Genomic DNA, 23,437 nt, shown 5'->3' with positions numbered 1-23,437 from the left:
TCTTATTCCTTAGCTCCATTGAACAACGCATCAACAAAAAGTTTTCCGTCAAACTTTTGAAGATCATCGATGCCTTCGCCAACACCAACATACTTAACCGGCACTTTTTTATTTTTTGAAATTTGAAAAATGACACCGCCTTTAGCTGTGCCATCAAGTTTTGTGATTATTAGTCCAGTTATACCAGTAGCTTTAGCAAATTCTTCAGATTGTGTAATAGCGTTTTGTCCAGTATTACCATCGATAACAAGCAAGGTTTCATTGGGAGCAGTAGGTAATGCTCTAGTGAGTACTCTATTTATTTTATTTAATTCTTCCATAAGGTTTGACTTGGTATGGAGCCTGCCGGCAGTGTCAATCAAAACGATATCATAAGATTCCTTAATAGCTCTTTGTATGGTTTCGAAAGTTACTGAAGAAGGGTCAGCGCCTTGTTCTTTGTTAACAATTTCCACTCCAGCCCGCTCAGCCCATATCAGTAACTGTTCATTGGCTGCGGCTCTAAATGTATCTGCAGCTCCTATTATTACTTTTAATCCCTCATTCTTAAAGTTGTATGCTAATTTACCAACCGTAGTTGTCTTCCCTGCTCCGTTAACACCCACAATAAGTATGACATAAGGACGAGGCTGATACTTTAGAGTTTGATTATTTTGGTTAACATTTTCTGGTATTAGAATTCCAGCAAGTTCACTCTTAACTGATTCTATAAAATCATGAATTGATCTGTCCTTTTCTTTTTTTAATCGCTCCCGAGCCTTATCAATTATACCTGTCGCCGTATCAAATCCTATATCCGAAGTTATTAGAATTTCTTCGATTCTATCCAATGTATCTTCATCAACAACAGCCTTTCCTGTTACAGCTTCATTTATTGCGACGACAATTTTCTTCCTGGTCTTATCGAGTCCTGACTTTAGCTTGCTAAATGCTGAATTAAAAATGCTCATCGTTTCCCTGAGTTAATAAATTCTGAAGCTCGTAGTACATAACCAAAAAATGAAATAAAAATCAAAACAGTACTGGAATAATAGAATAAAAGATACACCCAGTTATTCCTATCGACTGCTAAAAGTACCATCAATATTACTATACCAATTGTGATAACTGTTAGTTTACCAAGTGCATTAGACGGCAGAACCCTGCCGATTTTTTTTGTTATAAAAATTCCTCCTGCAAATATCAGGACGTCCCGGAGAATGATTATCCAGAAATAAAAATCAGAAATTTCTCCGATCAGGTAAAGCTTCAATACTATTACACCTACGGCAACCTTATCTGCCAAAGGATCTATTATTTTTCCAAACTCGGTTACTTCATTAAACTTTCTTGCAAGGTATCCGTCAAGAATGTCCGTTAACGACGCGAATAAACAAAGTCCGAATGTAATCATTCGTATGTTATCATCATTAAAGTTGTCAAGCAGAAACCAGAACGGCACAGCAAGGAGAAGTCTGAAAATACTGAGCAGGTTTGACTTTGTATATATCTCTTTTGTCTTGAATATCATTTTAGCACTGCAAACTTACCAAGTTTTTCCTCAACTTCATTGTTGGTATTATCGAGTCTTATTACCCGGTAGATATAAACTCCTGAATCCAGGTCTTCACCGGAATTGTTTTTTAAATCATAAATGAATCCACCGTCTCCATCATTCTCTTCGAGTTCTGTGACAAATTTTCCGCTGACCGTCCAGATATTTATCCTGGCTTTTTGCGGCAGGTTCGCGAATGTTACAGTTCCCAAACCATCGCCAACCTTTGCAGGATTTGGATATACATATACATCGCTTAAATCTTTTGCAAAACTTGTAAGTACAAGATAACTTCCGGCACCTTCATTTATTGGTATCATAGATGATGACATAATATTTGAAAGTCTGAGTCTGTACTCTTTCCCGATAGATCCAATTGGTTTTTGTTTATTGATATTCAGATAAATAACCTTAGGATTTGATTGATCGATTTCAACAGATGTTACAGAATTTTCCGGACTGAACTCATAATTGTCCGGATTCATGGCAGAGGAAGCATCAACATTAAAGTTAAATATAATTTTAATCCTGTTTGAATTAATTATTTCAAATGATGAAATATAAAATGATTCAACGTCAGGAATAATATTAACATTGAAAGACAGAGTATCCGTTTGAATAGGCGAATTATAAAGATCTTTTATATCACTTATAATTATCTGCTGAGTGCCTGTTGGCAGGTCTGAATTAAACGTCAGCAAATATGAATACTGGGTGTTGGGTGAAACAGAATTCGGATAACCAAAATTCGGAACTAAAAACGATTGCAAATTCTCTATCACATTTTTCATCTTTTCAGAAAAAGTAACGATGATGCTTCTGTTACTATTACTTACTGCGTTTACGGGTTTACCTGGTGCATGAGAATACACTTCGATTGTTCTGCTTAATGATGAATAAGGCTCTGGCTTGGAAAGATCATAAGCCTGAACCGAGTAATAATAAAATACACTGTCCTGAACAGCTGAATCAGAATATTCAGTGCTTTGAGACGAATCAATTAAAGCAAGATTATTAGGAACTTCTCCCCGATAAATATAAAATTTTGATCCGCTTCCCTGCCAGGTTAATCTGATTGATGAAGGACTAACACTATATCCTGAAAAATTGACAGGTACTGCTGCCCTGTTTGAATTTGCAAACTCAAAAAACCTGAATACATCATTAATTTTAAATGATATTTCTGGTACTCCGTTCTGATTCAAATCTCCTGCAAAAACATTTTTTGTATTTGAACCTTCAGAATAAAAAATAATTTCATCTTCATTATTTATATTTTTAAATATGTAAGATGATGGAAAAATGTTAACTACCAGTTCATCTTTTCCGTCAGAATCTACATCCACAAACTTCAGAGATTGATACACATCAGCGCCAACCCCCAAGCCGCCACCATAACCTTCCGATTGATCAAGAAATACTTTTTGCGTCAGGATAACTGGTGAATGATTGCTAAATGTTACAACCAACAACAGAAATGCGGGTGCTATTGAGTTTGTGCTATACAGGATCGCAATATCTTTTATCCCGTCACCGTTATAATCTCCGCTGCTTAATACATCCTGTTGAAAAGCAGGTGATAAACCAAATACATTTAAACTATCGGATTTGGTCAGTACAAGTCCCGGATTCACCTTATAACTTTTCAGATCACCATCCTCATCAACAAACCAGATTTCTTTTGTTCCGTCATTGTCTATATCATCAACTATCATACTTCTTGTTGTATAGTTTGATCCAAATGAATCTGACCTGGTTATATAGAAAGTCGAATCTACCAGACTCGTACTAAGATCACTATTCACTTTCCAAATTAAGTATCTGTCCGGCGATTCATTTTGGGTGATGATATAGTTCACTCCATCATTCAGGAGTTCGTTTACTAAAATCGGATAAAACAATTTTGCAGATGAATCTTTTTTAACAAATGAAAATGAACCTGCTTGAGTCTGTTCAAGCATCAGAATGTTGGATTGGTTAATTGTCAAAAGATCTTTTAAACCGTTGTTATTAAAATCACCATAACGCAACGGATACCTTCTTAATAATGAATCTGTTGAGTACTGGCTGAACTGATCGCCATTCAAATAATAATTGAAGAAGACAAAATCAGTTCCCTCCCTGAATGGCTGAGATAATAGTTCATTATTATTATTTGAAAGAAAACTTACCGGCTCCGGAAAAATTACAGTCCCTTCGCCAAGACTGAAATTCATTTGAACAGAAGTTGTTGGTTTTGGTAAATCTTCGGTCGGGATAAGAAACGGAAGATTATTATTTGTTGAATCAACAACTGTTGTTTTTAGTCCGGCAAGATTTTCAGCTTCAAAATAAACCTGGTAAAGAGTATTCGGCTGAACAATTTCAGTTGGGATAAACCCATAGTGAAGGTCTTTTACAAATTGATTGTTTGTATTAAATCCATCAAGAGTAACAAAATTGTAAACCGGCTCACCATACTTGCGGTAGTACATTCGCATAATAGCGGATTGGTTTGTTACAAACTCGCCATTTATAGTTGATCTCTCTCCAAAATAAATCGGACCTAATCCAACCTCAATAACCTGCGGTGGAGTTCTCATTACATGGAAATGAACTCTTTCCTCCAAAGTTCTTCCGTTGTTTAATGTTACTAATAACCTGAGCGTGTAGATACCTTCCACAAAATTTCTGATATCAAGCCGGAAAATTTCTGATTCACCAAACTGATTTAGTCCATTACTAATAAGTGTATTCCAACTGGTGGGAGTTATGTCACTTCCGACTTCAAGAGAATAATTCACAAAGTACGGAGATAAAACAGTGGCGCGAATTAAAATTGTATCAAGGTTTGTCGCATAATCCATTAAAGGAAAAGTGAAACCTATATTTGAAGGTGCTAAGACTCTTAATGCTCTTTCAAGATTCAACCTTCCCGCACCGCTTCTTAAATCCCAGCCAGTGCTCATAATGTCATCAGTAGTAGATTTAAGAATTTGTCTTACTTCCTCATTAGTAAAATTATTTTTGGAAAGTATCAGTGCAGCAGTTCCGGAAACAAATGGAGCGGAGGCAGAGGTTCCTCCCGCCTTTACGTACTTACCTTCCATATCTGTAGACCAGATATTTGTTCCCGGTGCAACTAAATCAATAGTTGATCCCCATGTAGAATTTCCGGCAACAAAATCTTCTTCCGTTGAATTGCCCACACTTATTACTTCGCTATATCCGGAGGGATAATGTAGTTCATTCCTTCCGGAATTTCCTGAACTGGCAATGAGTACTACATTTTGTGAGTAGGCATATCTTACGACGTCTCTCAATACATAAGAAAATGTATAATCGCCCCAACTCATATTAATTACTTTTGCACCCATTCTAACAGCATATAATATCGCTGCTGCAGCGTCATCCTCCTCACCAGAACCGCCGTTATCAAATGACCGAATGTTAAGTAGTTTAATTGATGGTGCTACTCCGGCAATACCGTGAGTATTATTAAATTCAGCTCCTGCAATTCCTCCCACAAAAGTTCCATGATTTCCATTTGAACCTTTGCGAGCGTCATAAGGTATATTGTCCCAGTTATGAAAGTCACCTGCATTTGTATCAGTCGGTACTCCAACTCTGTCAACAAAATCCCATCCCATATAGTCATCAACAAATCCGTTTAAGTCATCATCAATGCTGTTTGATTTTTTATCATTACCAAATTGATCTAAACCCATTTCACCTTGGTTATAATAAATTTTGTTTTGTAAGTCCGGATGAAAATATTCTATTCCTGTATCGATGATTGCAAGTAATACTGTATCCACACCTGTTATAATATTCCATGCATCGAATGCATTTATTTTTTCAAGTGCCCATTGCTGCGATACCAAACTATCATTGGGAATTAAATCCATTTTATAAGTTGTGGATTTTTGTATGTATTCAATATCGGGATCAACAGAGAGGACTGAAACCAGGTTAGATTCATCGACATCATCAGCAAAATTTATTTTTATTATTCTGCCGAGAATTTCATCTCCCATTCCCAATCCTTTTGCAAGGTAGCTCAGGCTGAATTCCGGAAGTGATACCATCCTGAGGTTGACCGCATCGCTAATAGTTTTTTCTGTTATCCTCCTATCAACTTCACTGAAGGAGATATTGGCTTTGTATTTTATGAAATAGGTTGTTTGTGATTGAACGGACTCATTTAAGAATAATGCAATGATAAAAATAACAACGGCATTAAGTCTCATATATTTCCTTTTTGAAATTTAGGTCAACTTCGGTTGGATATTCACCTGAAAAGCATGCAGTACAAAATTTTGTTGAATCTGCTTCTGAAACTGATTCAAGCATCTCATCAATTGTCAGATATTCAAGACTATCAACTTCCAGGTACTTAGCAATATCTTTTATGTTTCCATTATGTCTGCAGGCAATCAACTCTTCCCTGCTTGGGAAATCCATTCCATAATAACAGGGATGCATTATAGGTGATGAAGAAATTCTTAAATGAATAGCTTTTGGTTTAGCTTCCCTGATTAGGTTTATTAATTGTTTGGAGGTTGTTCCTCTTACGATTGAATCATCAACAACGACAACTGTTCTGCCTTCAAGCACTCCTTTAACAATATTGAACTTTATCCTGACACCGATCTCTCTTTTTTCCTGTCCCGGTTGAATAAAGGTTCTTCCGATGTAGTGACTTCTGATAAGTCCGATCTCAAGCCTGGAATCAACACCTGTCTTTTTTAGTTCGTGATGATAGCCAAGCGCAGTTGTATTTGAACTATCCGGTACGCTTATGACAATTACCTTCTCGCCATCCTTATCGGTAACAGGGTATTTTTTCGCAAGCATTTTACCAAGGCGTCTTCTCATCTTATCAACATTATGACCGAATATAAAACTATCTGGACGTGAAAAGTATATGTATTCAAAAATGCAATGCTTTTCTGATACAACAGCGTCCGTAATATTAGAACTTTTTATCTGACCATTCTGATATGCTTCTTCATCAATAACTACTAATTCGCCGGGATTTACTTCTCGCAAAAATTTAGCTGAGATAATGTCAAATGCACAAGTCTCGGAAGCAACAACAAATGCATTATTAAGTTTACCGATTGAGAGCGGGCGAAATCCACGTGGATCCCGTGCAGCAATTAACTTATCATCAGTAAGGATTGTAAGGCAATAAGCTCCTTCAATTCTATTTAGTGCTTCACGTATTTGTTCAACCTGGTCTTCCAATTTACTTCTGGCAATAAGATGGAGAATTACTTCTGTGTCACTTGTGGTTTGAAATATGGCGCCTTCTCTTACTAGTTCTTCTCTTAATTCTTTAGCATTTGTAAGGTTTCCGTTATGGGAAACAGCAAGGTTTCCCAGCCTGTAATTCACAACAAAAGGCTGAATGTTCTTTCTCGATTTTGTTGAACCAGTAGTTGAATAGCGGTTATGCCCGATAGCGGCGCTGCCTGTCAACGTTGTGTTAAATAAATTTGAATCCTCAAAAACTTCTGAAACCAACCCTTCACCCTTTTGTAAATTAAAGACCGGTTTATCTTTGTTATTAAATGACCTTGTGACAATCCCGCTTGCCTCTTGCCCCCTATGCTGCAAAGCGTGTAATCCATAATAAGTTTGTAAGGCAGCAGATGGCGTTCCGTAAATTCCAAATATTCCGCAAAAACATTTCGGCTTATCGTTTTCAATTATTTTATTCATTAAATCATTCTTTTTGTTAAAAATATTTTATGAATAAAATTACACAATAAAATTTGGTTTCTAAAATATGGCAGGTGTTGAAATGAAAAAAGGTAGATAATTAAGAAGTCATTAATTTTGTGATGATTTGATTAAAATAAAAAAGGCTCAGTTAACTGAGCCTTGTCGGAACGGCGGGATTTGAACCCGCGACCCCTTGAACCCCATTCAAGTACGCTACCGGGCTGCGCCACGTTCCGTTATTCAAATTTCACCAAAAGATCTTCGAGCAAAGATCTTATTTCTTCCAGATCTTTCTTAAGGGTAGGTTTTTCTTTCTTGGGTTCAATTGCAGTTGGTTCAACAATATGCAGACTTGTATCATTACCATTCGATGATCCATCGGGTGAATAATTTTCAAGAATTTTTTTTGCGCCTTCTATTGTATACTTTTTTTCCCTCAACAGAGTTTTTATATGCAAGATCAACTGGATATCTTTGTTAGTATAAATTCTATTCCCGGCTCTGTTTTTCTGAGGCTTTAACTGCTCAAATTCAGTTTCCCAGTAACGTAATACGTACTGCTCCATTTCAGTTATCTTGCTCACTTCACTTATTGAGTAATATAACTTTTTAATAGAAAGGTCTTTCATCGCATCTCTAAAATTTTGGAAGTAAAATAAGTAATACTGTTTATATAAGCAATATTACTGTCACTGAGTCAAAGATAACTTTAAGGGGAAACTTTATTTATTTTCGTTCTCTATAATCTTGATTAGTTCACTTATATCATTCAGTTCAAAGTCCGCTGTATGAGATTCTGTATTAAATGTGTCACCGTATTTAGCAAATGCAGTTTTCATTCCAACGTTTGCAGCTCCGACAATATCTCTTTCTGCCCAATCGCCTACCATCAAAGCATTTTCAGGTTTTACTTCGAGTCTTTCCAAAACTTTCAGGAACGGTGCCGGGTTAGGTTTTCTATGACCAGTATCGTCAAACGTAACAACAGCATCCATAATATGATGAAAATTTAAAGATGCCAATCGCAGCCAGGCTTCTTTCACAGGCGCATCTGAAAGAATTCCCATCCGGATGCCCATTTTTAGAAGCCGGTTCAAAGTAGAATACACGTGAGGATATGGTATTAATGATGCTTCTCTTGCTCTTCTGTAGGCAACGATTCCTGCCGATAAAATTTTATAATCTACTTTATTAAGTACTTTATTCAGGAACATATCGAAAACCTGCTGATATTCTATTCCCTGCTCCTTATAAATCTCGTCAATCATAGTACTGGCAGTTTCAGGGGCAATATTTAATCCTGAGTCTATCATAGCAGGAATTGCTTCTTCAATTGCTCTTCTTTTCATTTTCATAAAATCAACAAGAGTATTGTCCAGATCGAAAATTACTGCTTTTATCATCTTAACCTTTCTTTTTTATTAATGATTTGAGCAACTGAATACCTGCAATGTAACTATATTCTTTAAAACCACTTATATAACCATTGCATACAGAAGCAGTTAACATTATTGACCTAAATGATTCCCTTGCTGCCACATTTGAAAGATGTACTTCAATTTTGGGAATGTCTAGTAATTCAAGTGCATCTCTTAACGCGACAGAAGTATGGGCGAATCCTCCTGGATTAATAATTAACCCTTTAAATTTGTTATGCGCTTCCTGAACTTTAGAAATTAATTCACCCTCAATATTACTTTGAAAGAATTCTAATTCGATCTCAGGAAAATTTTTGACTAACTGTTCATTAATTAAAGAGAGAGTCTTGATGCCGTAATGCGACTTGCTCCGTTTGCCAAGCATATTCAGATTCGGTCCATTCAGAACTAAGATACGTATTTTCATTCTGCCATTTCATCAATAATTTCACGAAGGCGAGGTGTCAGATAAATATCCTCTATTCCCAAATCCTTTAAGGCTTTGGATAATATCATAACCTTTCTTTGTTGATTAGTCATTTTATTGATTACGATAACCTTGCTATCCCTCAATAAACAGTAACCGCCCTTAAAATCACCTTTCTCAAAGCGTACATCAGCACCTAATTGAGCCGCGAGTCCCTTAAGATCCTGAATCACCATATCAAATTCTTTTTCTTTAATCTTCATTTATTTTCTTTGTGAATGGTCTGAAAATAATAAAATAGAACAGTGAAAAATAACAAAACAGAATTACGATGGGGAAATTTCCAAGTACATTAAATCTTTTGCGTATCAGATCAATTATCATTTCCGGATCATAGGTGGCTGATGTTAGAAAACTTATCATCTTGTAATCAATTGTCATCAGGTATGCTTCAAACGGAAGTGTAACTAAGACAATAAGTAGCGAAATAAATAACCAGCCATTCAATTTTAGTTTAAGGTCAGTGGTGATAATGTACAGAATGAAAGTAGTTATAAAAACCAAGTATAAGATAAGTGTTGTACTCACCACAGGTGTCAGGCTATAAGTGATGCCAGCCATATTTTCTGTTGTAATAAATGCTTTTAAAACGAAATCTTCAGGCTCGAAGAACCAGTAAGAAATAAATGTTCTAAGTAAATATGAACCAGTCCATAACGCTCCACTTAATGATGCAATAAATAAAAATATGTTTGATACTTTACTACTTTTTCTCATATATTATTTCAGAAAGATTGAAATAAAAATAAAGAAAAATTATGACTGTTGCTTCAATTGACATAGGGACAAATACTGTATTGCTGCTTATTGCTGAGTTAAATCTTGAACAAAGACTATTAAAACCAATAATTGAAAAATCAAGTATTCCAAGAATCGGTAAAGGGCTTATTAAAGGAAATAAATTCCCTGACGAAAACCTCCTGAGACTTTATACGATTCTGGATGATTATAGTAAGTTCATAAAAGAGTATAACTGCGAACAGGTATTTGCTGTTGCGACGAACGCATTTAGAATAGCTGCTAACGGTAGTGAGATCGTCGAGGAAATCCAGAAAGTATTTGGAATAAAAGTGGACATAATAACCGGTGAAACAGAAGCGTATTATTCTTTCAAGGGGGCAAAAGCAGATTCTGAAAAAAGCGGGACGAAGGTAGTTATTGATATTGGCGGTGGAAGTACAGAAATCATTTCAGGCAGCAAAAATTCTATACATTATCGAAAAAGTTTTCCAATTGGTGTTGTTACTTTAAGTGAAAGATTTTTATTGGAACAGCCACCGGCAGCTACCGAAATTGAATCTGCAAAAGAAAGTATTATAGATGTATTTTCTGAAAAAGATCTCGCTATTCTCTCGCCAAATAATGCAGTAGCAGTTGCTGGTACTCCGACTACACTTGCGTGTATTAAATCCGGGTTGAAAAATTTTGATGCTGAAGTAATCGATGGATCACAACTCTCCGTTAAAGATATCGATAAAGCTATAATCCAGCTTTCACATTTATCCCAGGTTGAGATGAGGTCAAATTTTGGGAATATAATTGAAGGACGTGAGGACGTAATTTTAGCTGGAGCGCTAATACTAAAGCATATAATGGAATTATTAAAATTAAAAAACCTAACTGTAAGTACCCGTGGGATCAGATATGGAGTAATAGAAGAATTTCTTAATAAAGTTTAAGAGTTCTTATTCTGGAGAATTGTGTTGAACCTATGATTTGAATCGTCGGTATTGGGATAGTCGAGTGTAAAGTGTAATCCCCTGCTTTCTTTTCTTTGACGCGCTGATTTTATAATCATATGTGCGCAGGCTATAATATTCCGGAGTTCCAATATATCTTCAAATACTTTTGTTTTTTTATAAAGAATTTCTGTTTCTTCAAAAAGAGTATGTAGTCTTTTGTAAGCTTTATCCAATCTTAAGTTTGACCTGACTATACCAACATAATCCCACATCACCTGTTTCACTTCTTTAAAACTGTGTGTGATCAAAACACGTTCATCAGAAGATAAAGTTCCTGAATCATCCCACTCAGGTATTTCGGGAATTTCACTTTTATTCTGGTTAAGAAATTTTTTTATATCTAACGACGCTCTATAACCAAATACAACAGCTTCCAAAAGCGAGTTACTCGCAAGACGGTTGGCTCCGTGAAGTCCCGTCATAGAAACTTCTCCGCATGCATATAATCCATTTAAAGATGATCTGGCAAATTCATCAACTACAACACCGCCACATGCATAATGTGCAGCAGGAACGACAGGAATAAATTCTTTGGTAATATCGATTCCGCTTTTCAAACAAGTCTCATAGATATTAGGAAAATGTTCAACAGTTTCACTGGCTTTTTTGTGAGTGATATCAAGGTAAACATAATCGTCGCCGCGTTTTTTTAATTCATTATCAATAGCCCTTGCAACAATATCTCTCGGGGCAAGTTCCTTTCTATCATCATAATTTTTCATGAATTCATTTCCATCAATAGTCCTTAGAATTCCGCCAAATCCTCTTACAGCTTCTGAAATAAGAAATGAAGAATTATGTAATTGCTGTTTTTGAACAGGATTATAAAATGATGTAGGATGAAACTGAATGAATTCCATATTGCCCATCTCTGCACCGGCGCGGTACGCCATTGCAAATCCATCCCCCGTTGCGATTGATGGATTTGTTGTATGAAGATAAACCTGTCCGATTCCTCCGGTTGAAAGAATGGTTACTTTGGATGAAATCTTAAAAACAGAATTTTGTTTGACATCAAGGATATAAGCACCCCAACAATTTCTGTTATTCAGTTTTGCAGTCTTCAACTGCTGAATATTATGTTCGGTTATTAGTTCAATAGCAAATGAATTTTCGAGAACGTGAATATTCTTTTTTGTCATGACTTTTTCGATGAGTGCTTTTTCAATTATTTTTCCAGTCAGATCTTTAGCATGAACTATTCTCGGATTTGAATGTCCACCCTCTTTTGCGAGATCAAGTTTTCCGTTTTTATGAGTGAATTTTGTACCAAGCTCAATCAGATCATTTATCCTATCAGGGCCCTCTTTGATTGTGATTTCAACAATTTTTTCATTGCAGAGATTTGCACCTGCAACTAGAGTATCACTGATGTGTTTTTCATATGAATCATTTGGATCTATAACAGACGCGATTCCTCCCTGGGCATAATTCGTATTCGATTCAGCTTTATCCTTTTTCGTAACGATTATTACATCAGCATACTCAGATACTTTTAGAGCTGTGAACAGTCCGGCAATTCCGCTTCCAATTATCAGAACATCTGTTTTGAGATTCATGCTTCGATTTCCTGAATCACTTTCTCGAATTCATATAAGAATAAATTGATGTGATCAATTTCTGCGATCAACGGAGGTAAAATTCTAATTACATTATTATTCGTGCAATTCACCAGGATAAATCTTTCCCGCAACGCAGTTACAATCTCTGAACATTCATTTTTCATTTCCACCCCGATCATATAACCTCTGCCGCGAATTTCTTTAATAACACTATACTTACTTTTCAGTACGTTAAGTCTTTCAATGAACAATTTTCCATTTTGTCTAACCGAATCAATAAGCCCTTCTTCAAAAACTTTTTTAAGAACTACTTTGCCCGCAGCACAGCATACAGGGTTGCCGCCGAAGGTTGTTCCATGTGTACCAGTCTCAAAAGCGCTTGATAATTTGTCCGACACCAGCAAAGCTCCTAATGGTAAGCCTCCGCCTATTGCTTTTGCGGTTACTATTAAATCCGGAGTAAAATTATAATGATCGTGTGAAAAAGGATCGCCGGTTCTTCCAATACCACATTGAATTGAGTCAGAGACTATGATAAAACCAAATTTATTTCTAAGATCATTCAGCACATCGACATATTCTTTAGTTAAACAGTTGATACCTCCCTCTCCTTGTATGAACTCAGTAAAAACAGCAGCGGTATTCTCGTTAACATTTTGTTTCAGTTCATTGACATCATTAAAAGTTATAATAGCCGTGTTTGGCAGAAGCGGTTCAAAACCCTTTCGGTATTTTTCTTTAGCAGTAAGCGAAACAGCTCCATAGGTTCTTCCGTGAAATCCGTTGGAGAGAGAATAAATGATTTTATCAGGACCCTTTATTTTACGCACAAGTTTTATTGCTGCCTCAACTGATTCTGTACCGCTATTTGTTAAAAATGCTTTTGACATTCGGGAATGTTTCAAAAGCAATTCCGTGAATTCAATTTGTATATCAGTGAGAAAATTATTTGACAGGTGTGCAAATCTTTGAATTTGATTCGTCACAGCTTCAACTATTTCAGGATGGGCATAACCAAGTGCATTAACAGCCAACCCGGAAAAAAAATCTAAATATTTTTTCCCTGACTTATCGTACAGATATACTCCCTTACCATGCGATATATCTATAGGGAGTCTGTTATATGTATTAAGAAACAGTTCACTGTCTTTAACTGCAATAATATTTTTCATAGGTAGTAATCAGAAGTTAAAAAGGATTATAGACGATACATAAATTTCAATCAAAATTATGAAATGAAATGCCAAGCCCAAAATCAACCCGTACTGACGGTTACCGGATTGAACTGTAAAACCATTCATCGTCAATAGAACTGACCAAAGCACAATTCCGACCTCTATAACTGTTAACAAGTAAGCAAATGCCGGTTTAAGCTGGAATGGTGATGGATTTATTGAAAATGTATAACCGCCAAATACAATTAACTCAATTATAAACACCGATACGGCAGCCAGTGCATAGGGTAATAATGAGAAAACAAGAATGGCAAAGGTATCCTTAAAGCGTGTGTCCAGTTTAAATTTCTTATTCAGTTTAACTGTGACAAATGAGTATAGAAGTATTGTCACAAGAACTAATACAAAAATTATCAGATAGTTGAGAAAGAAGTTTTGGTAGGCATCGTAATTTTTTATTGTTACTAATGATGTGAACAGAATGTTTATCAATATTTTCAGTACTACAAAAAAGAGAATAAAAAAAATAAAGTTTTTGTGTTCGGCAAAAATTATTTTTCGAAAGGCTGAAGCAGGATTTTCAATAATAAGTGCAACGATATTCCAGAGATCAAGATTAACAATTCGCTCACGTAAAAATGATTTACATTTCCTGCATATCAATTCATGAAAGGAATTTTCGTGACTGCAATTCTTACATACCTGAACATTCTTTAGTTCAGTCATATCAGAATCCAATCCTTATGTTGAGCATTGGCGAGCGGGTATGAAAATTTTCTTCAACGGTAAAATCAAAAAGATGGGCGTCTACATAAGCATCAACAAGGTTCAGTAAATAAACTAGTCCCATGTAAATTGTAACTTCATCTCTAAGATCCCTGTACCCGGTACGTAACTCTTTATGTCGTTCATTGGAACTGATTATATATAAATTCCTATAGTAACGATAGTCTTTATCATACTCAAGCCACAGGTAAACAAACCAGCCTGTAACACCCAGAATTACAGGAACTTTCCAATATGACTCATTATAAATCTGACCAAGACCGGGAATAATAGCACTGCGCAGCACTGCCCCCCACGGGGATTTTGTCATTTCGAAAACTGAATCAGTCTGTGTTTCTTCCGACACTGATAATGAATCGATCTGTGCATTCATTTCAACGCTGACAAACAGAAAAACCAGGAGTGCAATATTAGTTATACGATTTGTCAATGATATCAAAAAGTTCAAACAATCTTTCAAGTTCATCATTAGAATAAAACTCAATTGTAATTTCACCGGAACCATCATTCTTCTGATGGCAGGTTACTTTAGTACCAAATATTTTTCTCAGTCTGTCTTCAATACTGTTCAGAGAGGTACCTGTCGTAAAACTTTTGTCTGAAATTCTGAAGGATTTTTTCTGCGGAACTTCGGTCAGAAGCTTTTTAACCAGTTGTTCAACCTTTCGCACAGAGAGATTATTTTCTATTATTTTTTTTAACGCGTCAAGCTGTAACTGTTCTGAAGGCAGATTTATTAATGCACGTGCGTGACCCGCAGTTATTTCTTCAATTATCAAACTGTCCTGAATCTCCTTTGGCAGTTTGAGAAGCCTGATTGAGTTCGCAATTGTTGATCTGTCTTTTCCGACTTTATCTGCAATCTCTTCCTGGGTTAAGCCGCACTCATCCATCAATCGTTTAAATGCTGCGCCTACTTCTATCGGATTTAATTTTTCACGCTGAATGTTCTCTATTAAAGCCATTGCCAGCATAGCTTCATCAGTATCAACTTTTATTATGTATGCCGGAATTTCCCTGTAACCAATTTCTTTACATGCTTTTAATCTTCTTTCACCTGAAATTAGCTGAAAGTGATTCGGACCTGATCGCCTGACAGTTATAGGCTGGATCAATCCATTTGCAAGGATGGATTTTTTTAGTTCGTTGAATGCTTCAGGTTCAAAAACAAGTCTGGGTTGAAACGGATTTGCGGAAATCAGTTCAACAGGAATCTTTGAGAGAATGTTAAATTGTTCGCCATCATCATGCACAAATGAACTCTCTGAAGGCGGGTGACCAATTTCTTCTTTTACTTGTGGACGAATCAAAGCGTCCAATCCCCTTCCGAGTCCTGTTTTAATCTTACTCATACTTTTCTAATTTTTATTGTTTTTTTCCAAAAGTTCTGATGCGAGTGCCATATAGTTTTTTGCACCGGAGGATATCGCATCGTATAAAATAATTGGTTTGCCAAAACTCGGTGCCTCGGAGATTCTGACATTCCTGTGTATAATTGTTTCGTAAACTTTATCACCAAAATATTTTTTTACTTCTTCAGCAACCTGGTGAGATAAACGCAGCCTTGTATCAAACATTGTCAGCAGTACCCCTTCAATTTCCAGGTCTTTGTTGAAATGCTGCTTAACAATATTGATGGTGTTTAACAATTGACCAAGACCCTCAAGAGCAAAATATTCACACTGAACAGGAATTAAAACTGAATCAGATGCAGTTAATGCGTTAAGCGTTAATAATCCGAGTGAAGGCGGACAATCAATAAGTATAAAATCATAATTCTCACTTATATCACCGATTCTTTTTTTCATCAACCGCTCCCGATCATCCATGTCAACCATTTCAATTTCGGCACCGACAAGATTTATGTTTGATGGAAGCAGGTCGAGAAAAGGCATATATGTGTTGAGTATCACTTCATTTATAACATTATCACCAATCAATACTTCATAAACGGATGGTGACTGATTTGTAACACTTAATCCTGAGGATGAATTCGCCTGCGGATCAATGTCAATCAGTAAAGTTTTTTTCTCCGCAGCAGCTAATAGTGAAGATAGATTAATTGCGGTAGTCGTCTTACCAACGCCACCCTTCTGATTAGCTATAGAAATTATTTTTGCCATTAAATACTGTAAATAATTTTTTTATAATCTCAATTTAGTGCCGATAAAATAGGCATTAAAATGTTCTTTTCATAAATGGAAAAGGGATAAATATTTTTATAGAACGATCTCTTCACCAAAAGACATAACTTTACATTTAAAACCCTTTGCCGTAAGTTTATCTTTAAACTCAAGCGGGTCAGATTCAATAACAGGAAATGTATTATAATGCATGGGTATAGCAATTCCGGGGTTTACAAATTCAACTGCTTTAACTGCATCAGTTACACCCATTGTATAATTATCACCGATCGGCAGAAGCATATAGTCTACTTTATTCATCTCACCTATAAGTTTCATATCATAAAATAATCCTGTATCGCCGGTATGATAAATAGTTTTGCCATCAACTGTAATCAAAACTCCGGAAGCTTCGCCCGCATAAGTATTATCGGGCGTCATGGAGCCGTGGTGAGCAATAGTGAATTTCACCCTTCCGAATTCAAAATTATAGGCTCCGCCGATGTGCATATTATGTGCTTTAAATCCTTTTGAACTGCAATAGTTAGCAAGTTCATTTACACATATAAATAGTGAATTGCAACGCTCAGCAATTTTAAATCCGTCACCAATGTGATCTCCGTGTCCGTGTGTAACAATTATATAATCAGCATTAACGTCTTTGGACTTTACCGGCGAAGTTGGATTACCATCAAGGAATGGATCAATCAAGATTACTTTTCCGCTGTCACTTGTAATCTGAAATGCCGAGTGTGAAAAATATTTTAACTTCATCTTCTCCTCCGATTTATTAATTCATCAAATCAATTTTTTCTGCTTAGCAAAGATTGAAAATCTTTTAGTGATTTTCCATGAATAAACTGAAGCAGTTCAAGTTTAAGTTTTTCTTTAAGTGCTGTTTTGTTGTCCTCAATCTTTCCGAAAATCCTGTTGGATATTTTAATGTTTAATTCAGTGTGCAGCTTATTCATATTGTCCGTGAGCACATCAAGGTCTCTGGCAAGGCCGGAAAGGTCCTGCAGTTTAGCAAGTTTTTTATAAAATGAATGATATTTCTTTTTGTTAAAACAAATAGCAAAAGTCTCAAGTGAGTAACGAACTCTCCTTAACGCAATCCGGATTGAATGAAGGTTTTCAACAGTTTCCTGTTCAAAGAATTTATTGATGGCTGAAAGCAGATTAAATATTTTTACTTCCATAACAAGTTTTGCTGCTTCAGATAAAACAGTTTTTTTTGTTAACCCGGCGGTTTTATGGTTCTTTTTCTTTTGCATCAGATAAATAAAACTCTTACAAATCCTAAGATTGTTTTTACAGGCTTGATCTTACTTTTTTCATTTCCATAAATGGTTGAAATGTTCACGGAACCAACTTTTAACTTTTGTCTTGCGGCTAGTATCAACATTTCGCTCTCAGCCTCATAACCGTTGTATGAAGGCAGAATATTTTGAAGTACCTTAGTTCTGAAAGCTCTGAAACCACATTGGCTGTCAATAATTCGTGTACCGGTTTTTAAACTTAATAGCATTGAGGTTAGTTTATTACTTGCTATCCGCTGAATCGGCATACTTGAAATATCGTTTAACCTGTTTCCAATCACAATGTCATAATTTTTTAATGCGTCTGTAAGTGATGGAATCCATTTAGGTTCGTGCTGAAAATCAGCATCAAGTGAAACAGTATATTCAAAACCAAGTTCTAAACTTTTAAGAAAACCTATCTTTAAAGCAGACCCCTTTCCATTATTCGAAGTTGAATTAATAATTATTATCCTGTCATCATCCGGAATATTTTTTAGTGATTGATCTGTTGAACCATCATTTACAAGTATCAATTGATCAACATAATTTAGTGTTTCAACTGAGATGCTGTGGATTGTTTCGGCTTCATTATAGAAAGGAATTACAGCACAGATTTTATTTTTCTTTGAAGTACTGTTCAATTATTCCTTTCCAACCTTTCACTACCGGCGCTCTGAATGCCCTGTTAATATGCCTGATAAGACCGTCCTTCGATAATCCTTTAGTAAGATGTCCGTTCTCTGCAACGGAAATACTTCCTGTTTCTTCCGAGACAATCACACTTATCACATCTGCTTGTTCCGAAATTCCCAATCCCGCCCTGTGCCTCATCCCGAGTGATTCACCGTTTACCATAGTGGTGCTTGAGAGCGGCAACGTGCAGCGTGCAGCTTCAATAATATTTCCTTTAATTATAACCGCACCATCGTGCAATGGAGAACGCGGAAAAAAGATTGAAGTAAGCATGGATTTTGTAAGTTTAGCTTCAAGTAGTTCTCCGGTTTCTGCATAACCTCTTATACCGCTTGATTTAATCAGAATCATTAATGCGCCGTGCTGCTGCTGTGACAGTTCAAAAGCGGCATCAGCTATTGTTACTGCGGCTTCTGTGGAATCAGATTTTACAAACATTTTAAAGAAAGGATTCCTTGCAACTATAACCAGCAGTCTTCTTATTTCCGGCTGAAATAAAATTACAAAGGCGATTACCCAAATATCAGTGACGAGTTTTAATAACCAGCTTAATGCACGCAGGTTTGAAGCTTGCGACACAAATGACAGAATCAGAACTATCATCAACCCGATGAATATCTGTGCAGCAATTGTTCCTTTCAGTATCGTGTAAAGTTTATAAACGATAAATGAAACAATCAGAATATCGATCAGGTCGACAAACGTTACAGTAAGAAACCCTATTTTTATTACGTCGAACATCAGTTAAAGTTTTTGTGCAAAGTTAATAATTGTTTTGCATTCTTCACATTATGAGTCCGAATGATAGATGCACCCCTGTTTAATGCATAGGCTTCAGTGATAATAGTTGCTGTGTCGCGTTCATCTACATCAAGGTTAAGAGTTTTGCCGATAAAAGATTTCCTTGATACACCAATCATCAAAGGGTAACCTAAGCTTTTAAAATCTTCAAGCCTATCCAATAATTCAAAATTTTGCTGAACTGTTTTCCCAAAACCAATTCCGGTATCAACAATAATATTTTTAACACCTGCCACTGCTGCTTTTGCGGCTTGAATAAAAATATGCTGATATATATCTCCAACAACGTCCTGATATTCAGGATTCACCTGCATCGTTTTGGGTTCTCCCTGAATATGCATTATCACAAGTGCAGCATTGTATTCTGCTGCAAGTTCGGCAATTTTATAATCAAATGTCAGTCCGCTAATATCATTAATTAAAACAGCGCCTTCATCCAAAGCAGATTTTGCCACCTTGCTTTTAGTTGTATCAACTGAAATAAGGGTGCCGGGTCTTTCATTTAAGATACTTTTTATAACCGGAATGATACGTCTCTTTTCTTCTTCTTCAGATACCTGCTCTGAACCAGGTCTGGTTGATTCACCACCAATGTCGATAATATCTGCCCCGTCATCAATCAGTTTTAGTGCATGATGTAATGCTGAATCTTGATTATAATATTTTCCGCCATCAGAGAACGAATCCGGAGTAACATTCACTATGCCCATAATCAGTGGTTCTGAATATGTTGTTTCCCTTGTACCGATTGTATAATGATTGTTTTCAAAGTTTAGAAAATTGCTTATGGATTCGGAAATACTTTTCAGTGCTACATTGCCGGACTCCTTTTGCAGCACTGTCAGTTCAGTTAATGAGTTAACAACAATTAATTTGTTTCCGGTTTTGGCATCAGTTAAAAAATTAAAAGAAATTTTCTTCAATTCTACGATTAACTTTTCTGAATCATAATTGCCGCTGAATACTTCTAACCCATATAATGGTGCAGACGGAAGGTTCTGCAGTTCAACGAATCTTTTTTTTAGTGATTCATAAGTATTTCTTCTACTAAGATTTATTACTTGTGCTATCAACGAAAATATCTTGTTAAATTATTATTAACTGAAATAAAAAGGTGACCTTCGTCACCTTTAAGTTTCCAATGTAAACTTTTTTTATCTGAGCAGATTTTTTAATTCAGTTGTTTCCGCAGTTATATTATCTGCGTGGAATATAGCTGAACCAACAACGAATACGTCGCAGCCTGCTTCATAAACTTTTTTAATATTTGATTTACTTATCCCGCCATCTATCTCGATTAAAAACTTAGAATTAAACTTTTCTCTCAGGGACGCTATCTCTTTTATTCTTCTGATTGAATTGCTGATAAAAGACTGTCCCCCAAAACCCGGATTGACCGACATCAATAAAACCAGATCAACATACTCTGCTATATCATTTAATTCACTTACAGGAGTAGATGGATTTATAACTACTCCCGCTTTTGCACCAAGTTCTTTTATCCTTGCTATAGTTCTGTTTAAATGAACTACTTCTTCAGTGTGCACGAGAATATTATCCGCTCCCGCGTTTATAAAATCTGGAATTAGGTTATCAGGATTTTTTATCATCAGATGAACGTCGACGGGTAGTTTTGTTATTCTTTTTACAGCTTCAACCACAATCGGTCCAAAAGTAAGATTAGGAACAAAATGACCATCCATTACATCGCAGTGAATCCAGTCAGCGCCGCCTAATTCAACTAAACGGATTTGCTGTGCAAGGTTTGAAAAATCCGCGGATAAAATTGAAGGAGCGAGAATTCCCATTTTTATTCCTCCCTTATTTCATTATCTATTGGAGCCTCCGCTGCTTTGGTAACAAACAGATCGATTGCATCGCCTGACTTTACTTTGTTTCCTTTGCTCGGGTACTGATCTAATATTGTATTCGGCAGAAGAGAAAATGATCGCTGATAATTAATCTTACCGACACGTAAAGTACTATCGGCAAGAATTCTTTGTGCTTCAGCAAGTGATTTACCAATAAGGTCGGGAACAGTTATTCCTTCATCCGATTCACCCGAACTAATAGTTACATTAACTGATTCACCTTTCTTTAAAGGTGTACCCTCAGCATACTGCTGATCAAATATCATGTTCTTTGGATTCGTTGAAGGCAATTCCTCTATGCTGCCGAGTTTCAGTCCCACTCTCTCAAGTGACAACCGCGCATCACGGATTGATTTGCCGCGCAGCCTGGGCACATAAACTGTGGGCTCACCACCGCTGACAAATAAATAAACACGTCTTCCCTCTTTTACAATTTTTCCGCCTTCTGGCTTTTGTAAAATGATTGAGCCTTTTGGAAATCTTTCATCAAAGATCGACTCGCTTACTACAGGTTCCAGTTGATAATCCTCGAGCATTTGCATTGCCTGAGATTCTTCCATTCCCACAACATTTGGAACTTTTGTTTCAGCTTTATTAACGTACCAAGGAATAAGCAGGTTATCAGCGATGAGAAATAAAATTATTAATGAGCCTAAGATGTATAAGGATTTTCTAATGAAAGGTCTTGCTAAAAGTTTTTTCATCCGTTTGTTCCGGGAGCCAATATAATCTGAATTTTGTAGTTACAATTTAACACTGATTAAGAAAAATAGCAGGTCAATTGTAAAAATGATGTAATAAAATAAGGTCTTATTTTTTATTATTTATACCATTATAAATAATCATTAATATTGTTGCTAGAATACCGACTAAACCAATTACTAAAAATACCATTTCAGGTTTAGTCTGCTCTACGGCGAAAACCTTATATATCCATCCACCAAATGGACCAACTATAAAAAATGCAATTGCGATTGGCAAAAATGCAAAACCCTGAAAAAGTGCTGCCTGTCCTTTGGGAGCCAGATCAGCAAGGTATTCATAAAACTTCGGAGCTTGTGTTTGTTCACCAACTGAAAAAATAAAAATCGCCGACATAGCTAATGGAATACCTAAACCAATTTGAAACAGAGTCGAACCTTCAGATGTAATATTCACAAACATGTTTTGTACTAATGGTGCAACAAAGAATAGCATTAGCCAGCTGGTAGCAGCAAGAATAAAAGATATTATTATGGAAGTGAAAGTTGGTATTCGTTTGGTCAACAGATTAATAGGTATTTGAAAAACAACAATTGTAAATGCACCAGTTGCAGTAATAATCTCAAATGGTGCATCCTGTGCGATATAATCTCTTACATAATACGGTACAACAATAAAATACTCCCAAAATACGACCCAATACAATGAAAAGATCAGCAGAAAAACTATAAATTTGAAGTTATTTAGAACTGTCCACATATTTTTTGCAACCGTTTTTAATGCTAACTGATCTTCAACTTTTTTCTGTTCCGGTTCTTTGAAAAAAAATAGTGTTACCAGAAGCATCAAGGCACAGCTAAATGAAGAAACTAAATAGACAAATTGAATCCCCACAGAATCTCTAACTATCAAAGCTAAAATAGGTCCTATTGCAGCACCGATATTGACTATCCAGTAATAGATAGCATACCCAAAAGATTTATTCTCAGATGAAGAGGCTACAGCAATCGTTCCCAATACACTAGGTTTAATAAAAGAACCTCCAATAGCAGTGAAAATAAATATTAGTGAAAGTATTAAAAATAAATGATCTTCAGAATACCATCCTGAAAATGCCTCCATCCCCGTTGAACCGATTAGAAAGTATCCAATTGCAAGAATAAAAAATGCAAATGTGAAAGCCTTCTTAAAACCAAATTTGTCAGCAAGCGCACCGGCAAAAATCGGTAAAAAATAGATCAGTCCACCGAAGATTGACTGCAGTAAGCCAGCATCTTCAATATCGAATTTTAGATGGTCACGTAGAAAAACACTTAGGATTGCAGCCTGTCCATAATACGCTAACCGCTCAAATAACTCCATTCCGTTTGCAACCCAGAATGAAGGCTTGAATCCGTCTTTTAGTTTTGAAGTGCCGGTCGAGATGCTCAATTTATCTCCTGTAATTTTGTTAATGCTCGCCAAATATATCAAAGGTTAAATAGAGACACAATTAAAAGTTAGCTGTTAGTTTATTGTAATTTTACAGTTAAA

At 36.0% G+C, this 23,437-nt stretch carries 24 protein-coding genes and 1 tRNA gene; 1 reads left to right on the top strand and 24 read right to left on the bottom strand.

Annotated features, from left to right (window positions below):
* Positions 1–2: 2 nt before the first annotated feature.
* The 10 genes from ftsY to IPM56_08385 all read right to left on the bottom strand — a co-directional run bounded on the left by ftsY (position 3) and on the right by IPM56_08385 (position 9,865).
* Positions 3–950: a signal recognition particle-docking protein FtsY gene (ftsY, locus tag IPM56_08430; GenBank protein ID QQS37948.1), complete on the bottom strand. Its 948-nt coding sequence runs from the start codon at positions 948–950 to the stop codon at positions 3–5.
* Complete coding sequence (locus IPM56_08425) at positions 947–1,510, bottom strand: CDP-alcohol phosphatidyltransferase family protein (GenBank protein QQS37947.1); 564 nt, start codon at positions 1,508–1,510, stop codon at positions 947–949. Before IPM56_08425 ends, ftsY begins: the two co-directional genes overlap by 4 nt.
* Complete coding sequence (locus IPM56_08420) at positions 1,507–5,763, bottom strand: S8 family serine peptidase (GenBank protein ID QQS37946.1); 4,257 nt, start codon at positions 5,761–5,763, stop codon at positions 1,507–1,509. Before IPM56_08420 ends, IPM56_08425 begins: the two co-directional genes overlap by 4 nt.
* Positions 5,753–7,240 (bottom strand): amidophosphoribosyltransferase, encoded by a 1,488-nt coding sequence (locus tag IPM56_08415; GenBank protein ID QQS37945.1) that lies wholly within the window; start codon positions 7,238–7,240, stop codon positions 5,753–5,755. The genes IPM56_08420 and IPM56_08415 overlap by 11 nt, the downstream gene beginning before the upstream one ends.
* A gap of 165 nt (positions 7,241–7,405) precedes the next feature.
* A tRNA-Pro gene (locus IPM56_08410) sits at positions 7,406–7,479 on the bottom strand.
* Positions 7,480–7,872 (bottom strand): MerR family transcriptional regulator, encoded by a 393-nt coding sequence (locus tag IPM56_08405; protein QQS37944.1) that lies wholly within the window; start codon positions 7,870–7,872, stop codon positions 7,480–7,482.
* A gap of 93 nt (positions 7,873–7,965) precedes the next feature.
* Positions 7,966–8,646 carry a TIGR02253 family HAD-type hydrolase gene (locus IPM56_08400; protein ID QQS37943.1) on the bottom strand — a complete coding sequence of 227 codons (681 nt, stop codon included), beginning with the start codon at positions 8,644–8,646 and terminating at the stop codon, positions 7,966–7,968.
* A gap of 1 nt (position 8,647) precedes the next feature.
* Positions 8,648–9,082: a 3-dehydroquinate dehydratase gene (locus tag IPM56_08395; protein ID QQS38260.1), complete on the bottom strand. Its 435-nt coding sequence runs from the start codon at positions 9,080–9,082 to the stop codon at positions 8,648–8,650.
* A gap of 2 nt (positions 9,083–9,084) precedes the next feature.
* Positions 9,085–9,351 carry a hypothetical protein gene (locus IPM56_08390; protein QQS37942.1) on the bottom strand — a complete coding sequence of 89 codons (267 nt, stop codon included), beginning with the start codon at positions 9,349–9,351 and terminating at the stop codon, positions 9,085–9,087.
* Positions 9,341–9,865, bottom strand: coding sequence for a hypothetical protein (locus IPM56_08385; GenBank protein ID QQS37941.1), 525 nt, complete (start codon positions 9,863–9,865; stop codon positions 9,341–9,343). Before IPM56_08385 ends, IPM56_08390 begins: the two co-directional genes overlap by 11 nt.
* A gap of 41 nt (positions 9,866–9,906) precedes the next feature.
* On the opposite strand from IPM56_08385, the gene IPM56_08380 reads away from it, so the two are divergent.
* The gene (locus IPM56_08380; GenBank protein ID QQS37940.1) at positions 9,907–10,827 is read left to right on the top strand and encodes a Ppx/GppA family phosphatase; all 921 of its coding nucleotides are present in this window, start codon (positions 9,907–9,909) and stop codon (positions 10,825–10,827) included.
* On the opposite strand, the gene nadB is transcribed toward IPM56_08380, so the two are convergent.
* From nadB to IPM56_08310, 14 genes are all read right to left on the bottom strand, one after another.
* Positions 10,824–12,449 carry an L-aspartate oxidase gene (gene nadB, locus IPM56_08375; GenBank protein ID QQS37939.1) on the bottom strand — a complete coding sequence of 542 codons (1,626 nt, stop codon included), beginning with the start codon at positions 12,447–12,449 and terminating at the stop codon, positions 10,824–10,826. The two genes, IPM56_08380 and nadB, sit on opposite strands and share 4 nt — an antisense overlap.
* Positions 12,446–13,624 (bottom strand): acetylornithine/succinylornithine family transaminase, encoded by a 1,179-nt coding sequence (locus IPM56_08370; protein ID QQS37938.1) that lies wholly within the window; start codon positions 13,622–13,624, stop codon positions 12,446–12,448. The genes nadB and IPM56_08370 overlap by 4 nt, the downstream gene beginning before the upstream one ends.
* Before the next feature lie 9 nt (positions 13,625–13,633).
* Complete coding sequence (locus IPM56_08365; protein QQS37937.1) at positions 13,634–14,353, bottom strand: hypothetical protein; 720 nt, start codon at positions 14,351–14,353, stop codon at positions 13,634–13,636.
* A 1-nt stretch (position 14,354) separates the two neighbouring features.
* Complete coding sequence (locus tag IPM56_08360; protein QQS37936.1) at positions 14,355–14,786, bottom strand: hypothetical protein; 432 nt, start codon at positions 14,784–14,786, stop codon at positions 14,355–14,357.
* 37 nt (positions 14,787–14,823) lie between these two features.
* Positions 14,824–15,765 carry a ParB/RepB/Spo0J family partition protein gene (locus IPM56_08355; protein QQS37935.1) on the bottom strand — a complete coding sequence of 314 codons (942 nt, stop codon included), beginning with the start codon at positions 15,763–15,765 and terminating at the stop codon, positions 14,824–14,826.
* Between the two features lie 6 nt (positions 15,766–15,771).
* Complete coding sequence (locus tag IPM56_08350) at positions 15,772–16,536, bottom strand: ParA family protein (protein QQS37934.1); 765 nt, start codon at positions 16,534–16,536, stop codon at positions 15,772–15,774.
* Positions 16,537–16,632: 96 nt separating this feature from the next.
* Positions 16,633–17,310, bottom strand: a complete 678-nt coding sequence (locus IPM56_08345; protein ID QQS37933.1) for a metal-dependent hydrolase — start codon at positions 17,308–17,310, stop codon at positions 16,633–16,635.
* 29 nt (positions 17,311–17,339) lie between these two features.
* A complete protein-coding gene (locus IPM56_08340; protein QQS37932.1) occupies positions 17,340–17,810 on the bottom strand; it encodes a CHAD domain-containing protein in 471 nt (156 codons plus the stop codon).
* On the bottom strand, positions 17,810–18,478 hold the full coding sequence (locus IPM56_08335; GenBank protein QQS37931.1) for a glycosyltransferase family 2 protein: 669 nt from the start codon (positions 18,476–18,478) through the stop codon (positions 17,810–17,812). The genes IPM56_08340 and IPM56_08335 overlap by 1 nt, the downstream gene beginning before the upstream one ends.
* Positions 18,453–19,271 carry a TIGR00159 family protein gene (locus IPM56_08330; GenBank protein QQS37930.1) on the bottom strand — a complete coding sequence of 273 codons (819 nt, stop codon included), beginning with the start codon at positions 19,269–19,271 and terminating at the stop codon, positions 18,453–18,455. The genes IPM56_08335 and IPM56_08330 overlap by 26 nt, the downstream gene beginning before the upstream one ends.
* Entirely contained in the window at positions 19,271–20,041 is a 771-nt protein-coding gene (gene folP / locus IPM56_08325; protein ID QQS38259.1) for a dihydropteroate synthase, read from the bottom strand. Before folP ends, IPM56_08330 begins: the two co-directional genes overlap by 1 nt.
* A 444-nt stretch (positions 20,042–20,485) precedes the next feature.
* Positions 20,486–21,139, bottom strand: coding sequence for a ribulose-phosphate 3-epimerase (locus IPM56_08320; GenBank protein QQS37929.1), 654 nt, complete (start codon positions 21,137–21,139; stop codon positions 20,486–20,488).
* A gap of 2 nt (positions 21,140–21,141) precedes the next feature.
* Positions 21,142–21,906, bottom strand: coding sequence for a PASTA domain-containing protein (locus IPM56_08315; protein ID QQS37928.1), 765 nt, complete (start codon positions 21,904–21,906; stop codon positions 21,142–21,144).
* 106 nt (positions 21,907–22,012) lie between these two features.
* The gene (locus IPM56_08310) at positions 22,013–23,266 is read right to left on the bottom strand and encodes an MFS transporter (GenBank protein QQS38258.1); all 1,254 of its coding nucleotides are present in this window, start codon (positions 23,264–23,266) and stop codon (positions 22,013–22,015) included.
* Positions 23,267–23,437 lie beyond the last annotated feature (171 nt).

The organism is Ignavibacteriales bacterium (assembly GCA_016700155.1).
In the GTDB taxonomy this organism is placed as follows: Bacteria; Bacteroidota; Ignavibacteria; order Ignavibacteriales; family Ignavibacteriaceae.
This window is presented reverse-complemented; position numbering and strand designations above follow the sequence as displayed.

Excerpts from the sequence above, each read along its gene's own strand:
- ftsY (QQS37948.1), bottom strand. The coding sequence starts at position 950 with ATGAGCATTTTTAATTCAGCATTTAGCAAGCTAAAGTCAGGACTCGAT.
- IPM56_08425 (QQS37947.1), bottom strand. The coding sequence starts at position 1,510 with ATGATATTCAAGACAAAAGAGATATATACAAAGTCAAACCTGCTCAGT.
- IPM56_08420 (QQS37946.1), bottom strand. The coding sequence starts at position 5,763 with ATGAGACTTAATGCCGTTGTTATTTTTATCATTGCATTATTCTTAAAT.
- IPM56_08415 (QQS37945.1), bottom strand. The coding sequence starts at position 7,240 with ATGAATAAAATAATTGAAAACGATAAGCCGAAATGTTTTTGCGGAATA.
- IPM56_08405 (QQS37944.1), bottom strand. The coding sequence starts at position 7,872 with ATGAAAGACCTTTCTATTAAAAAGTTATATTACTCAATAAGTGAAGTG.
- IPM56_08400 (QQS37943.1), bottom strand. The coding sequence starts at position 8,646 with ATGATAAAAGCAGTAATTTTCGATCTGGACAATACTCTTGTTGATTTT.
- IPM56_08390 (QQS37942.1), bottom strand. The coding sequence starts at position 9,351 with ATGAAGATTAAAGAAAAAGAATTTGATATGGTGATTCAGGATCTTAAG.
- IPM56_08385 (QQS37941.1), bottom strand. The coding sequence starts at position 9,865 with ATGAGAAAAAGTAGTAAAGTATCAAACATATTTTTATTTATTGCATCA.
- IPM56_08380 (QQS37940.1), top strand. The coding sequence starts at position 9,907 with ATGACTGTTGCTTCAATTGACATAGGGACAAATACTGTATTGCTGCTT.
- nadB (QQS37939.1), bottom strand. The coding sequence starts at position 12,449 with ATGAATCTCAAAACAGATGTTCTGATAATTGGAAGCGGAATTGCCGGA.
- IPM56_08370 (QQS37938.1), bottom strand. The coding sequence starts at position 13,624 with ATGAAAAATATTATTGCAGTTAAAGACAGTGAACTGTTTCTTAATACA.
- IPM56_08365 (QQS37937.1), bottom strand. The coding sequence starts at position 14,353 with ATGACTGAACTAAAGAATGTTCAGGTATGTAAGAATTGCAGTCACGAA.
- IPM56_08360 (QQS37936.1), bottom strand. The coding sequence starts at position 14,786 with ATGAATGCACAGATCGATTCATTATCAGTGTCGGAAGAAACACAGACT.
- IPM56_08355 (QQS37935.1), bottom strand. The coding sequence starts at position 15,765 with ATGAGTAAGATTAAAACAGGACTCGGAAGGGGATTGGACGCTTTGATT.
- IPM56_08350 (QQS37934.1), bottom strand. The coding sequence starts at position 16,536 with ATGGCAAAAATAATTTCTATAGCTAATCAGAAGGGTGGCGTTGGTAAG.
- IPM56_08345 (QQS37933.1), bottom strand. The coding sequence starts at position 17,310 with ATGAAGTTAAAATATTTTTCACACTCGGCATTTCAGATTACAAGTGAC.
- IPM56_08340 (QQS37932.1), bottom strand. The coding sequence starts at position 17,810 with ATGCAAAAGAAAAAGAACCATAAAACCGCCGGGTTAACAAAAAAAACT.
- IPM56_08330 (QQS37930.1), bottom strand. The coding sequence starts at position 19,271 with ATGTTCGACGTAATAAAAATAGGGTTTCTTACTGTAACGTTTGTCGAC.
- folP (QQS38259.1), bottom strand. The coding sequence starts at position 20,041 with ATGGGCATAGTGAATGTTACTCCGGATTCGTTCTCTGATGGCGGAAAA.
- IPM56_08320 (QQS37929.1), bottom strand. The coding sequence starts at position 21,139 with ATGGGAATTCTCGCTCCTTCAATTTTATCCGCGGATTTTTCAAACCTT.
- IPM56_08315 (QQS37928.1), bottom strand. The coding sequence starts at position 21,906 with ATGAAAAAACTTTTAGCAAGACCTTTCATTAGAAAATCCTTATACATC.
- IPM56_08310 (QQS38258.1), bottom strand. The coding sequence starts at position 23,266 with ATGGAGTTATTTGAGCGGTTAGCGTATTATGGACAGGCTGCAATCCTA.